The 13,539-nt window shown below is 62.9% G+C and carries 12 protein-coding genes; all 12 read left to right on the top strand.

What is annotated here, in order from left to right:
* Positions 1 to 1,974: a MacB family efflux pump subunit gene (locus tag ACA065_RS19325; RefSeq protein ID WP_497691077.1), complete on the top strand. Its 1,974-nt coding sequence runs from the start codon at positions 1 to 3 to the stop codon at positions 1,972 to 1,974.
* Positions 1,967 to 3,382: an efflux transporter outer membrane subunit gene (locus ACA065_RS19330; RefSeq protein ID WP_497691078.1), complete on the top strand. Its 1,416-nt coding sequence runs from the start codon at positions 1,967 to 1,969 to the stop codon at positions 3,380 to 3,382. The genes ACA065_RS19325 and ACA065_RS19330 overlap by 8 nt, the downstream gene beginning before the upstream one ends.
* Positions 3,383 to 3,485: 103 nt before the next feature.
* Positions 3,486 to 4,241, top strand: a complete 756-nt coding sequence (locus tag ACA065_RS19335; protein WP_497691079.1) for an alpha/beta fold hydrolase — start codon at positions 3,486 to 3,488, stop codon at positions 4,239 to 4,241.
* Positions 4,242 to 4,350: 109 nt separating this feature from the next.
* Entirely contained in the window at positions 4,351 to 5,118 is a 768-nt protein-coding gene (locus tag ACA065_RS19340) for a FadR/GntR family transcriptional regulator (RefSeq protein WP_497691080.1), read from the top strand.
* A gap of 248 nt (positions 5,119 to 5,366) precedes the next feature.
* The gene (locus tag ACA065_RS19345; protein ID WP_497691081.1) at positions 5,367 to 6,569 is read left to right on the top strand and encodes an ABC transporter substrate-binding protein; all 1,203 of its coding nucleotides are present in this window, start codon (positions 5,367 to 5,369) and stop codon (positions 6,567 to 6,569) included.
* Between the two features lie 58 nt (positions 6,570 to 6,627).
* Positions 6,628 to 7,488: a branched-chain amino acid ABC transporter permease gene (locus ACA065_RS19350; protein WP_015884776.1), complete on the top strand. Its 861-nt coding sequence runs from the start codon at positions 6,628 to 6,630 to the stop codon at positions 7,486 to 7,488.
* Position 7,489: 1 nt separating this feature from the next.
* The gene (locus ACA065_RS19355; RefSeq protein WP_497691082.1) at positions 7,490 to 8,500 is read left to right on the top strand and encodes a branched-chain amino acid ABC transporter permease; all 1,011 of its coding nucleotides are present in this window, start codon (positions 7,490 to 7,492) and stop codon (positions 8,498 to 8,500) included.
* Entirely contained in the window at positions 8,497 to 9,246 is a 750-nt protein-coding gene (locus ACA065_RS19360; protein ID WP_497691083.1) for an ABC transporter ATP-binding protein, read from the top strand. Before ACA065_RS19355 ends, ACA065_RS19360 begins: the two co-directional genes overlap by 4 nt.
* Positions 9,246 to 9,941: an ABC transporter ATP-binding protein gene (locus tag ACA065_RS19365; RefSeq protein ID WP_497691084.1), complete on the top strand. Its 696-nt coding sequence runs from the start codon at positions 9,246 to 9,248 to the stop codon at positions 9,939 to 9,941. The genes ACA065_RS19360 and ACA065_RS19365 overlap by 1 nt, the downstream gene beginning before the upstream one ends.
* Before the next feature lie 13 nt (positions 9,942 to 9,954).
* Positions 9,955 to 11,223: a Zn-dependent hydrolase gene (locus tag ACA065_RS19370; protein ID WP_497691085.1), complete on the top strand. Its 1,269-nt coding sequence runs from the start codon at positions 9,955 to 9,957 to the stop codon at positions 11,221 to 11,223.
* Positions 11,220 to 12,620, top strand: coding sequence for an amidase (locus ACA065_RS19375; RefSeq protein WP_497691086.1), 1,401 nt, complete (start codon positions 11,220 to 11,222; stop codon positions 12,618 to 12,620). The genes ACA065_RS19370 and ACA065_RS19375 overlap by 4 nt, the downstream gene beginning before the upstream one ends.
* Before the next feature lie 126 nt (positions 12,621 to 12,746).
* Entirely contained in the window at positions 12,747 to 12,986 is a 240-nt protein-coding gene (locus ACA065_RS19380; RefSeq protein ID WP_497691087.1) for a hypothetical protein, read from the top strand.
* Positions 12,987 to 13,539: the final 553 nt, after the last annotated feature.

Genomic DNA, 13,539 nt, shown 5'->3' on the forward strand with positions numbered 1-13,539 from the left:
TTGACCACGCCACTGATTGAACTCAAGGACATCCGCAAATCCTACGGCGGCGGCGACAGCCCTCAGGTCGACGTATTGCGCGGTATCAACCTGTCGATCCATGCCGGCGAATTCGTCGCCATCGTCGGTGCGTCGGGCTCCGGCAAGTCCACGCTGATGAACATTCTCGGCTGCCTCGACCGCCCCACCGAGGGCGACTATCTGTTTGCCGGACAAGACGTCGCCCACCTGGACGGCGACGAACTGGCCTGGCTGCGCCGCGAAGCCTTTGGTTTCGTGTTCCAAGGCTATCACTTGATCCCGTCCGGTTCGGCCCAGGAAAACGTCGAGATGCCGGCCATCTATGCCGGTATCAGCGCCGCCGAACGCCATGCCCGCGCCAAGGCCCTGCTCACCCGGCTAGGCCTGGCCGACCGCACCAACAACCGCCCGCACCAGCTCTCCGGCGGCCAGCAACAGCGCGTTTCGATTGCTCGCGCACTCATGAATGGCGGCCATATCATCCTCGCCGACGAACCCACCGGCGCCCTCGACAGCCACAGCGGTGCCGAGGTCATGGCGCTGCTGGATGAACTGGCGAGCCAGGGCCACGTGGTCATCCTGATTACCCACGACCGCGAAGTCGCGGCGCACGCCAACCGTATCATCGAGATCAGCGACGGCCTGATCATCAACGACTCGGCGCTGAGTGAAACCTACGTGCCCATCACGGCCAACAGCGACGCACTGCAAGCCGTGGACCTGCGCCAGCGCCTGGCCGACGGCGCCGAACATAACGGCGCCTGGAAAGCCGAGCTGGTGGACGCGGTGCTGGCGGCCTGGCGGGCAATGTGGATCAACCGGTTCCGCACCGCGCTGACGCTGCTGGGGATCATCATCGGCGTAGCTTCGGTGGTGGTGATGCTGGCGGTAGGCGAAGGCAGCAAGCGCCAGGTCATGGCGCAGATGGCGGCGTTCGGCTCCAACATCATCTACCTCAGCGGCTTCTCGCCTAACCCGCGTACACCGCAGGGGATCGTGACCCCCAATGATGTCGCGGCATTGGCAACACTGCCGCAGGTCAAGCGCATCATGCCAGTTAACGGCACCTACGCCGGTGTACGCTTTGGCAACGTCGACTACATGGCCTATGTGGGCGGTAACGACACCAACTTCCCGACCATCTTCAACTGGCCAGTGGCGCAAGGCAGCTACTTTTCCGAGGCCGACGAACGCGCAGGCGCCACGGTGGCGGTGATCGGTCACCGTGTGCGCGAAAAGTTGTTTAAAGGCGAAGTCGACCCCATCGGCCAATACATCCTGATTGAAAACGTGCCCTTCCAAGTGATTGGCGTGTTGGCAGAAAAAGGCTCCAGCTCCGGTATGCAAGACAGCGACGACCGAGTCGCGATCCCCTATACCGCCGCCAGCGTGCGGTTGTTCGGCACCTATAACCCCGAATACGTGGTGATTGCCGCCGCCGATGCGCGCAAGGTCAATGAAACCGAAAAGGCCATCGATCAGCTCATGCAAAAGCTGCACAACGGCAAGCGCGATTACCACCTCACCAACGACGCCGCCATGATCCAGGCCGAGGCGCGCACAGCGAACACGCTGTCGTTGATGCTCGGCTCGATTGCCGCGATTTCCCTGCTGGTGGGCGGGATCGGCGTGATGAATATCATGCTGATGACCGTGCGCGAACGCACCCGCGAAATTGGTATCCGCATGGCCACCGGCGCGCGCCAGCGCGACATTCTGCGCCAGTTCCTCACCGAAGCGGTGATGCTCTCGGTAGTCGGCGGCCTGTGCGGTATTGCCCTGGCGCTGCTGGTCGGCGGCGTGCTGGTGCTGGCCGAGGTGGCGGTGCAGTTCTCCCTGGTGGCGGTGCTTGGTGCGTTTGGCTGTGCACTGGTCACCGGTGTCGTATTCGGCTTTATGCCGGCCCGTAAAGCTGCCCGGCTCGATCCGGTTAAGGCGTTGACCAGTGAATAAACAATCCATCGCACCGCGCCTGTCGGTGCTTAGCCTGTGCCTGTTGCTTAACGCCTGCACCGGCAACCCGCCCGCCGTCGACAGCGGTATCGCAGCGCCTGCCGCCTGGCAATACGCCGAGCGTGACGCCGCCCAAGCGACCAACCAGCGCTGGTGGACGCAATTCGCCAGCCCACAACTCAACCGCTTGATCGACCAGGCGCGGCGCGACAGTTATGACGTGGCCGCCGCCATGGCGCGCGTGCGCCAGGCCCAGGCCAGTGCGGTGATTGCCGGTGCGCCGTTGTTGCCTGAGGTGAACTTCAACCTTACCGCCAGCCGCGAAAAGCTGCTGCGTGGCAGCGGTAACTCGACATTGGACGCTACGCAAAGTAATAAAACCGTCGACAGTTTCGGCGCCAACCTGACCGCCAGCTATGAAGTGGACTTCTGGGGTGGCCGCGCCGCCGCCCGCGACAGCGCGGTGCAAACCCTGCGCGCCAGTGAGTTCGACCAGGCCACTGTTGAACTGACCTTGCTCAGCAACGTGGCCGACCGCTACGCGCAAACCCTCGCCGCCCGCCAACAACGACAGATCGCCGAGCTGAACCTGGCGAATGCGCGCAATGTGCTCGACCTGGTCCAGACCCGCTACGACGCTGGCTCCGCCACCGCCCTGGAGCTGGCCCAGCAGAAAAGCCTGGTGGCCAGCCAGCAACGGCAACTGCCGTTGATTCAGCAGGTGGCCGAAGAATCGCTGATCACCCTCGCGGCCCTGCTCGGTCAGCCCGTGCAGGCCCTGAACCTGGCCGACGAGCCGTTCCAGGCGCTGACCTGGCCGGCCATTGGCCCGGGCGTGCCCAGCCAACTGCTGAGCCGCCGCCCCGACCTGGCCCAGGCCGAAGCACAGCTGGCTGCAGCCAGTGCCGACGTCACGGTGGCACGCGCGGCGATGCTGCCCACGGTGACTTTGGGCGCTACGCTGGGCTCGGGTTCCTACAAGGCCGCAGACATTCTGCGCAGCCCGTTTTACAACCTGACCTCAGGCCTGGTGACGCCCATTTTCAACAATGGCCGTTTAAGCGCCGAACGCGACAAGGCTCGCGCCCGCCAGGACGAGCTGCTGCAAACCTATCGCGGCGCAATCATCAACGGCTTTGCCGACGTGGAGAAATCCCTCAGCAGCATCACGCGCCTGGATGAACAACGCGAATGGCAAAGCGAAGAACTGCAGCAGGCGCAAACCGCCTTCCAGATCGCCGAAAGTCGCTACCAGGCAGGCGCCGAAGACTTGCTGACGGTGCTGGAGACCCAACGCACGCTGTACGCAGCCCAGGACTTGAACGTGCAACTACGGCTGTCACGCCTGCAAGCCAGCATTGCCTTGTACAAGGCCTTGGGCGGCGGCTGGGATGCCGGTTTCCAATAACAAAACTCCAATTTCCTACACATTACGTTTATTAAACCTACATTCGTCTACCCCTGGTACTTGGTAAAAAAGCCGCCTTCATACGGCTGCCCGGTATCTCTTGATGAAACCCAGCGTTCTTGTAAAACGCCTGGCGTGCATCGGCCTTTGGCTGATCGCAGGCCGGGCCTTTGCCGAGCCCCTGATCGCGCCCACCGCGATTGACTGGCTGCTGGACTGCCCTTTCCCCGCCTTCCACCAACCCGACCCCGAGGTACTGGAGCGCACTCAATGCGCCAGTGTCAGCGTGCCCCGTGACTATGCTGCGCCCAAGCGCGGCAATGTGCGCCTGGCCCTGACCCGTGTCGGCGCCCGGGACCCCCTCAGCCGTGAAGGTGTGGTGTTTATCCAGGCCGGTGAGCCGCAAAAAAGCCAAGGCGCAACTTTCGGCGTCCACTTGGTCAGCCGCTGGGAGTCCTTTGCCACCCCGGCCTATCGGACGCTGGTCAACCGTTATGACGTCATCGAACTAAGCCCGCGCGACCTGAGTCACGACAACACCATCGAACAGGCAGCGCGAGATATGGAATTTGTGCGTGCGCAGCTGGGCGAAGCACAGCTCAACTACCTTGGTAACGCTGATGCCACCCGCCTCGGCAGCCGGTATGCCGCGTTGTTTCCCGAACGCGTCGCGCGCATGGTCTTGGTCAACGCCGGGCACGCGGCGTCGGTTACCTCGGGCGTCGAGCAATTGCTGCTCAAACAGCCCGCTCGGACCGACGCCAGCGGGTGCGTCAACCGCTGGGTGGGTGATTTCCTGGTGTTCGGCAAACAACCTCCCACCTCCACGCGCTGCCTCGACCTCGGCAGTTGGGAATAACCCGCGCGTTTACGACCTCTTCGCGCCGAAAACGACACCCTGCGTTGACGCTCCTGCCCAATCGTTATTAAGTGCTATTAATCCGCATTAATAGGATCAATAGACCAGCATGCTCAGCCGCCCATTGCGACGCAAACGCCAGAAGCTCTCCGATGTGATTGTCGAGTCGGTCAAGCGCTCCATCGTCACCGACGCCCTGAAACCCGGTGACCGATTGCCGACCGAGCGTGAGCTGATGGAAAGTTTCCAGTGCTCCAAGGGCTCGGCCCGAGAAGCGCTCAAGGCCCTGGAAGTGGAAGGCTTGGTGAATACGCGCACCGGCCCCAGTGGCGGGGCTTACCTGAACCAGGCCGGCACCGAGCCGGCCAGCCGTGCATTACGCAACTACCTGCACTTTCAGCACCTGGATGGCGAGCAGGTGTACCAGCTGCGCAAGGTCATCGAAGTGGAGTTGGCAGTGTCGGTGCTCGGGCGTTTGAGCGAAGACGATTACCAGGCCCTGCAAGACAACGTGGATTTTTGCAGCGCGCCGGAAGACAGCGAAGCCGGCCAGCGCGAACAGCGCCTGGCAGAACTGGAGTTCCATAACCTGCTGGCCAAGGCCTGCCCCAACCCGCTCTTGAGTTTCATGGCGCAGTTTCTCAACGACCTGTTGCGCGACCTGGTAGTGCTGAAAAAAGCCTACAAACCCAAGCGCAAGCAGTTCGACGCGGCCAACCTCGACTATCACAAGCAGTTGCTGAGCGCCTTTCGCGCGGGTGATGAAAGCGCGGTGCGCAGCTTGATGCATGAACATATGTGCGACGCCGAACACCATATGACTGCGCTGGAAGGCCAGGTCAGCCCGCACTTTCTATTGGAGTTTGATCACTCTTAAGAACACCACAGATCAGTATGGGTGCGGGCCTTTGTGGCGAGGGAGCTTGCTCCCGCTGGGGTGCGAAGCGCCCCCAACAGCGGCGACTGCTACGCAGTCGAACGGGAGCAAGCTCCCTCGCCACAAAAGCCAGTTCCCACAGTTGACCGGGTTCGCCCGCTGAATCCAATAACAGGCCTGCCCACAGGCCCTGCTCCACCGTATCGCCATTGCCGCTCCTGCCAATAACTAAACCAGGGAGTCACCCCATGCAGCGTCGTACGTTGTTGAAAGCCAGTCTCACCGCCGCCGCCGCGCTCAGCCTTCCGCTGAGTGTGCGCTCTGCATTCGCCGCCGAGCCCTTTACCTTTTACGGCCTCAAGTCCATGTCTGGCGCCTTTGCCAGTTATGGCAAGTTTGCCGACATGGGTTCGCGCCTGGCGGTGGAGCAACACCCGCAGATTCTCGGGCGAGCGCTGAACTACAAAGTCATCGACACCGAAGGCAACGCCGGCAAGGCGGTGCGCAAGGTGCAGGAGGCGATCCAGCAGGACGGCGCGCGGTTCTTCCAGGGCTGTACGCTGTCGTCATCGGCATTGGCGGTGGCCAAGGAAGTCGACAAAGTCGACGGCGTGTTCATGACCCCGGTGGGCGCCGATGAAGTCACTGGCAAGGACTGCAATAAAGCGACCTTCCGCTGGTCGGTGCCCACCTATGGCGCGATCCGCGAAACCATGGTGCCGCTGATCAAGCTGCTGCCGGACGCCAAGCGCTGGTACACCATCACCCCGCAATACGTGTTTGGCGAGGCCTTGCTCGAAGGCGCCAAAACCGTGCTCAAGGAAAACGGCCTGGAACACGTCGGCAACAGCTATCACTCGTTGCAGGAGCAGGAATTCTCCGGCTACCTGACCAACGCCATCGCCGCCAAGCCCGACGTGCTGGTGCTGCTCAACTTCGGCAGCCAGTCGTCCAATACCCTGCGCCAGGCGGTGAATTTCGGCATCAAGGAACGCATGAAAGTGCTGCTGGTGTGGTCCGCCGGCCTCGACCAGTTCCAGGAGCTGGGCAGCGACGTGCTCGAAGGCGTGTACCTCGGCGCACAGTATTGGCACCAGGTCGACAGCCCGCTCAACCGCGAACTGGTCAAGCTGACCCAGGCCAAGTACGGCATCAACCCTACCTACCCGCTGGCCGCTGATTACATCAGCACCAAGGTCATGCTTGACACCATCATTTCAACTGGCAGCTTCGACGGGCCGACTGTCGCCAAGGCCATGCAGGGCCTGAGTTTTGAAGGCCCGACCGGCAAGGAATCGATCCGCGCCGGCGACCACCAGGTGATCAAGGACTACTACCTGATGATCGGCAAGGCCACCAACGACATGGCCGACAAGGATGACCTGGCCAAAGTGCTCAGCGCCGGCCAGTCGTTCCCGCCGGTCGAGGCGACGGGCTGCACGCTCGCCTGACCCCCTGAAACAGTGCACCGCAGGGCTGCGCGAGCAGCTTCCTGCTGAGGGCTCCTGCATGCTTAATCTTTACCTGTTCCAGATCCTCAACGGCCTTGGCCTGGGGATGATCTACTTCCTGATCGCGGTCGGGCTGACGATCATTTTCGGCTTGCTCAACTTCGTCAACTTCGCCCACGGCGCGTTCTTCCTGCTGGGCGCGTACATCTGCTACACCGCCGTGAGCCTCACCGGCAACTTCTGGCTGGCGCTGCTGATCGCGCCGCTGGTGGTGGCGGCTCTGGCGTGGGTGATCGAGCGCTTATTGATCCAGCGAATTTATCACTTGCCGCACATGTTCCAGATTCTGGTGACCTTAGGGATAGCGCTGATCATTCAGGAAGCCAGCGTGATGATCTGGGGCCCGGTGGGCAAAAGTGTCGCCGTACCGGAACTGCTGCGCGGGGTGCTGGTGGTGGGCGATTTCGTCTACCCCTACTATCGCCTGTTCCTGATCGTGTTTTCCGGGCTGGTGGGCCTGGGCCTGTGGCTGCTGCTGGAACGCACGCGCTTCGGCGCCCTGGTGCGCGCGGGCAGTGAAAGCACCGAAACCGTGTCACTGCTGGGCACCAATATCTTCCGCTTGTTCTCCATGACCTTCGCCCTCGGCGTGGCCCTGGCCGGCGTCGCCGGCGTGCTGTTCGCGCCGTTGCGCGGCGCGCAGCCCTTTGTCGGCCCGGAAATCCTCGGCGTGGCCTTCGTGGTGGTGGTAATCGGCGGCATGGGCTCGTTCAGCGGTGCGCTGGTCGGCGGTTTGCTGGTGGGCGTGGTGCAAAGCCTGATGACCACACTGTGGCCCCAAGGCGCGAGCCTGATGATCTACGGCGCCATGGCCGTGGTGATTCTGGTGCGTCCTTACGGCCTGTTTGGGAGAGCCTGACATGAGCGAGAAAAATCCCCTGCCGTTTGCCAAAACGCAATCGCGCGCGATGTTGCTCTGGGTGCTGGCCGTGCTGATCGGCCTGCCGCTGATCCTGCCCTCGGCAACCCTGGCCACCGAGATTCTGATCTTTGCCATGGCCGCCCTGGCCTGCAACCTCTTGCTGGGCTACACCGGGCTGCTGTCCTTCGGCCAAGGCATCTTCTTTGGTGCCGGCGCCTATTGCGCAGCGCTGCTGATGATCCACCTGCAACTGGGCCTGTTCCCCGCCCTGCTGGGCGCCGCCGTGGCCGGTGGCTTCCTGGCGTTGCTGGTGGGGGCCCTGGCGATTCGGCGCACCGGCATTTACTTCGTGATGCTGACCCTGGCGTTCAGCCAGATGGCCTACTTTGTCGCCTACACCCTGAGCGACTGGACCGGCGGCGACAACGGCCTGCTCAGCGTGCCGCGCCCGGAAATCCGCATCGGTGACACCGTGTTGCTGTCGCTGGCCGACGCCCGCGCGTTCTACGCTTTTGTCGCGGTGCTGTTCCTGTTGATCTTCATCGGCGCACGCCGGGTAATCGCCTCGCCGTTCGGCAGCACCTTAATGGCCATCCGCGAAAACGAAATCCGCGCCTCAGCCATCGGCTACGACACGCGCCACTTCAAGATCCTGGTGTTCGTGCTGTCCGGCGCGGTCACCGGCATCGCCGGGGCGCTGTACGCGATGCTGCTGCACTTTGTGCCGCTGTCGAATATCGACCTGGCGATGTCCGAAAACATCCTGATCATGACCATCGTCGGCGGCACCGGCTCGCTGTTCGGCTCCTTGCTGGGCGCCGGTTCGATCGTGCTGCTGGGCGATTTCCTCTCTGACCTGTGGCCGCGCTGGTTGATGCTGCTGGGGGTGATTTTGATCTTCGTGGTGATCTTCATGCGCGGCGGTTTGTGGGGCGGTTTGTCGTCGCTGTTCGAACGCGTACGTGGCAGCCGCAAAGCCGCCGTCGTCACCAAGGAGGAAGGGCTATGAGCATTCTGCTGGAAACTAAAGACCTGGCGCTGGCCTACGGCGCGTTCCATGCGGTGAACGGCGTCAACCTCAAGGTTGAAGCCGGCACCATCCACACCATCATCGGCCCCAACGGCGCGGGCAAGACCAGCCTGTTTCACTGCCTGACCGGCGAGCGCCAGGCCACGGCCGGGGCGATTCATTTCGACGGCAAGAACCTGATGCGCAAACCCGCGCATGCCCGCGTCGGCCTGGGCATGGCGCGCTCATTCCAGCTCACCAGCCTGTTCCAAAACCTCAGCGTGCGCGAAAACCTGCGCCTGGCCGCTCAAGGCCGTGACGGTGCACGTGCCCTGAACTTCTGGCGCCGCGTCGACAGCAAACGCGAACACCTGGAGATGGCCGACCACGTGCTGGAGCGCCTGCAACTCACCCACCGCGCCAACACCCTGGCCGGCGAGTTATCCCACGGCCAGCAACGCGTGCTGGAGGTGGGCATGTCGATCTGCTCCAAGCCAAAACTGTTGATGCTCGACGAGCCCACCTCGGGCATGGGCATCGATGACATCCCGATCATGACCCAGCTGATCAGCGACCTCGGCCGCGACCACACGGTGCTGTTGATCGAACACAACATGAGCATCGTCATGTCCATCAGCCAACGCATCACCGTGATGAGCCACGGGCAGATTCTGGTCGAAGGCACGCCGCAATTTGTGCGCGCCGATGAGCGCGTGCGCACGGCTTACCTTGGGGAGGCCGCCTGATGCTGATCGTCGAGAACATACATTCCTACTACGACAAGAGCCACGTGCTGGAAGGCGTGTCGCTGACCGTCAACCCTGGCGAGCTGGTGACCCTGCTCGGCCGTAATGGCGCCGGCAAGACCACCACGCTGCGCAGCATCCTCGGGATTATTTGCCCGCGCCAGGGCCAGATTCACTTCAACGGCCAGGCGCTGGTGGGGCAGAAAATATTTAAAATCGCCCGTCAGGGGTTGGCGTTGGTGCCGGAAAATCGCGGGATCTTCCGCCTGCTCACCGTCGAAGAAAACCTGCGCATCGCCGTGCGCAAGACCAGCCGCTGGCAGATGGAGGACGTGTACGGCATGTTCCCGCGCCTCAAGGAGCGGCGCAAAAACGCCGGCCACGCGCTGTCCGGTGGCGAACAGCAAATGCTCGCCATCGCCCGCGCGCTGCTCAACGACCCCAAGCTGCTGATCCTCGATGAGCCCACCGAAGGCCTGGCCCCGGTGATCGTCGACGAGCTGGTGAAGATCCTGCGCAAGATCAAGGACGACGGCCTGCCCGTGCTGCTGGTGGAACAGAACCTGATGGTCTGCGACAAGCTCGCCGACCGCCATTACGTGCTCGAACAGGGCCGCGTGGTGTACGAGGGCAGCGCCGCCGCCTTCCGCGCCGACCCGACCATCAAGAATCGCTATTTGGCGCTGAGCGCCTGACCGGAGATTGCCCATGAATAGTTTTGCGCAACCGCTCAAGAGCAACGCCCCGCTGATCAACCGCGACCGCCTGTGGCAATCGCTGATGGACCTGGCCCAGCTCGGCGCCACCGTCAAAGGCGGCGTGTGCCGCCTGGCCCTCACCGACCTCGACCGCCAGGCCCGCGACCTGTTTGTGCAGTGGTGCGAGGCGGCCGGCTGCAGCGTCAGTGTCGACGCCATCGGCAATATTTTCGCCCGTCGGGCCGGGCGCAACCCCGCCCTGCCCCCGGTGATGACCGGCAGCCATATCGACACCCAACCCACCGGCGGCAAGTTCGACGGCTGCTACGGGGTGATGGCGGGGCTGGAGGTGATCCGCACCTTGAATGACCTCGGCATTGAGACCCAAGCACCGATTGAAGTAGTGGTATGGACCAACGAAGAAGGCTCGCGCTTCCCGCCGTGCATGATGGGCTCCGGGGTGTTTGCCGGTAAGTTTGACTTGCAGGACACCCTCGACAAACAGGACGAGCACGGCCTGTCGGTGGGCGCTGAGTTACAGCGCATCGGCTATGCCGGTTCGCGCGCGGTGCTCGGCCACCCGGTGGGCGCGTATTTCGAGGCACATATCGAGCAAGGCCCGGTGCTGGAAGACCAGGCCACCACCATTGGCGTGGTGATGGGGTGCCTGGGCCAGAAGTGGTTCGACCTGACCCTCACCGGCGTCGAAGCCCACGCCGGCCCCACGCCCATGCACCTGCGCAAGGACGCGCTGGTCGGCGCCGCCGAGGTGGTCAGCGCGGTCAACCGCATCGCCCATCAACAACAGCCCCACGCCTGCGGCACGGTCGGTTGCCTGAGCTTGCACCCAGGTTCACGCAACGTGATTCCCGGCCAGGTACACATGACCATCGACCTGCGCCACCTGCATGCCGACACGCTGCAAGCCATGGTCGATGAAGTGCGTGGCGTGATCGAAGCCACCGCTGCCCGGCATGGGTTGACGTTTGAACTGACGCCCACCGCCGACTTCCCGCCGCTGGACTTCGCCCCAACCTGCGTCAACGCCGTTCGCGATGGTGCAGCGGCACTGGGCTTGAGCCATATGGACATCGTCAGCGGCGCCGGGCATGACGCGATTTTCGTCGCTGAACTCGGCCCGGCCGGGATGATTTTTGTGCCGTGCGAAGGCGGCATCAGCCACAACGAAATCGAAAACGCCGCGCCGGATGACCTGGCGGCGGGCTGCGCAGTGTTGCTGCGCGCCATGGTCAATGCGGCACAGGGGACGCGGGCATGAGTGAGATTGGGCAACTGACAGCGGTGCAACTGCTGCAGCATTTTCGTGACAAGACCTTGTCGCCAGTGGACGTCACCGAAGACGCCCTGCTGCGTATCGAACGCTATAACCCGGTGGTGAACGCCTACTGCCATGTTGATCCCGAGGGTGCACTCAAGGCTGCACGCGCCTCGGAACAACGCTGGCTCATGGGCGCCCCTTGCGGCGCGCTGGACGGGGTGCCTTCGTCCATAAAAGACCTGACGTTGACGATTGGCATGCCCACCCGAAAGGGCTCGCGTACTTCGTCCGCCGAGGGGCCGTGGGACGTCGATGCGCCCTTCTCAGCGTTGATGCGCAAGGCCGGTGCGGTACTGCTGGGCAAGACCACCACGCCGGAATTCGGCTGGAAAGGCGTCACCGATAACCCGTTGTACGGCATCACCCGCAACCCGTGGGACACCCGCACCACGGCGGGCGGCTCGTCCGGTGGCGCGGGCGCGGCGGCAGCGTTGAACCTCGGCGTGCTGCATCAGGGCAGTGATGCGGGTGGCTCGATCCGCATTCCGTGTGCGTTTACCGGCACCTTCGGGATCAAGCCGACCTTCGGCTATGTGCCGCAATGGCCGGCCAGTTCCATGACCATTTTGTCGCACTTGGGGCCAATGACCCGCACCGTGGAGGACACCGTGCTGATGCTGCAAACCGTCGCGCAGCCGGACGCGCGCGATGGCCTGATCGGCGCGCCACGAACCACGCCGTGGCTGACGCCGGGTACGCGTTTGAAAGGCTTGCGCGTGGCCTACAGCCCCACCTTCGGTTATGTGGATGTTGATCCGCAGGTGGCCAAAGTCGTCGCCCAAGCCGTTGATGGTCTGGTGCAGCTGGGCGCGCATGTCGAGCAGATCGACCCGGGTTTCAGCGACCCTCTGGAAGTGTTCAGCACCTTATGGGCGGCCGGCGCCGCACGCCTGACCAGCGCGATGAGCGACGCGCAAAAACACCTGCTCGACCCCGGTCTGCTGCGCATTGCGCAACGCGGTGAACACCTGAGCCTCAGTGACGTTAACGACGCCCTCGAAGCCCGCGCGGCACTGGTGGCGCGGATGGCCGCGTTCCATGAGCATTACGACGTGCTGGTCTCGCCGATGATGCCGATCACCGCATTCGACGCCGGGCACAACGTGCCACCGGGTTCAGGGATGAGTGAGTGGATGGAGTGGACGCCATTTACTTACCCCTTCAACCTCACCCAGCAACCGGCGGCGTCGGTGCCGTGCGGGTTGGCGGCGAATGGTTTGCCGGTGGGCCTGCATGTGGTGGGCGCGCGGTTTGCCGATGAGCAGGTGCTGCGGGTGTGCCAGGCCTATGCCAAGGCGTTCCCCACCGAACATCTTCAAGCACCTCGCGTGCGCTGAACTGCGGCTTTAGACCGCGGGTTGCGCTGTGCATCTGCGGTTGCATCTGGCTTATAATTCGCGCTTCATTTTTTGTTGCGCGGATTGTTTTAGATGCTATTCACAAGGACCGTTCTGGCGAGTGCAGTGCTCGCCCTCCTGCCGGCCATGGCCCACGCCGCCCTGGACTTGAGTTACGAAGCCCCTGTACCCGAAGTTGCGCCACAGGCTGCACCGGCGACGGCTAAATCGTTGTTCCCGGTTAAGACCAAGCCGCCTGTTACGTTCGAGTACAACTGCAAAGGCCCGCGCTGCCAGTATGAAGATGACCTGGAGCAGCGCCACGACGACCAGACGACACACAGTTGGTCCATCGGTATTCAGTGACGATTAGCTCACTGGGGCCGCTGGGTACATATCCGTTGTTTGGGTGATGGCTTGTATTGGTTCCGCTCTTACAGCGGGTCACTTTTGAAAAGAGCCCAAAAGTAACCAAAAGGCTCTTGCCCCACCACTCGGCACCTCGCCTAGGCTCGGTGTGCCCGCACTCCGGCTTTGGAGCGGGGGCCGCCGCGATGGGCCATCCTTGGCCCAGCGCGGCTAAACCGGCGTCCTGCCGGTTTACCCCCGCTCCAAAGCCTGCGTTCGGCCAGCGTGGTTTAACGGGGCGCCTAAGATCAAAATCAAGATCAAGATCTACAGCACGGCGGCCTAGTAGCCGACCTGAGTGGTTGAATCAAAAGCAAAGCCAAGGCGGCCTGGCAGCCGACCTCGGTTAAATGTGGGAGGGGCGGTGCGACGGTTCGACTTGCTCCCGATGGCGGTGTGTCAGTTGATGCATCTGGTGAATGGCCCACCGCATTCGCGAGCAAGCCCGCTCCCACATTTTGAGCTCAGTACATCAGGTAGATGTGTGTACTCGGTCAAAGGTGGGAGCTGG

This window comes from Pseudomonas sp. LBUM1640 (assembly GCF_059716225.1).

What these genes read in the sequence shown, in the direction of transcription:
- ACA065_RS19375 (WP_497691086.1), top strand. Translation starts at nt 11,220, where the DNA reads ATGAGTGAGATTGGGCAACTGACAGCGGTGCAACTGCTGCAGCATTTT.
- ACA065_RS19365 (WP_497691084.1), top strand. Translation starts at nt 9,246, where the DNA reads ATGCTGATCGTCGAGAACATACATTCCTACTACGACAAGAGCCACGTG.
- ACA065_RS19345 (WP_497691081.1), top strand. Translation starts at nt 5,367, where the DNA reads ATGCAGCGTCGTACGTTGTTGAAAGCCAGTCTCACCGCCGCCGCCGCG.
- ACA065_RS19335 (WP_497691079.1), top strand. Translation starts at nt 3,486, where the DNA reads ATGAAACCCAGCGTTCTTGTAAAACGCCTGGCGTGCATCGGCCTTTGG.
- ACA065_RS19355 (WP_497691082.1), top strand. Translation starts at nt 7,490, where the DNA reads ATGAGCGAGAAAAATCCCCTGCCGTTTGCCAAAACGCAATCGCGCGCG.
- ACA065_RS19370 (WP_497691085.1), top strand. Translation starts at nt 9,955, where the DNA reads ATGAATAGTTTTGCGCAACCGCTCAAGAGCAACGCCCCGCTGATCAAC.
- ACA065_RS19340 (WP_497691080.1), top strand. Translation starts at nt 4,351, where the DNA reads ATGCTCAGCCGCCCATTGCGACGCAAACGCCAGAAGCTCTCCGATGTG.
- ACA065_RS19360 (WP_497691083.1), top strand. Translation starts at nt 8,497, where the DNA reads ATGAGCATTCTGCTGGAAACTAAAGACCTGGCGCTGGCCTACGGCGCG.
- ACA065_RS19350 (WP_015884776.1), top strand. Translation starts at nt 6,628, where the DNA reads ATGCTTAATCTTTACCTGTTCCAGATCCTCAACGGCCTTGGCCTGGGG.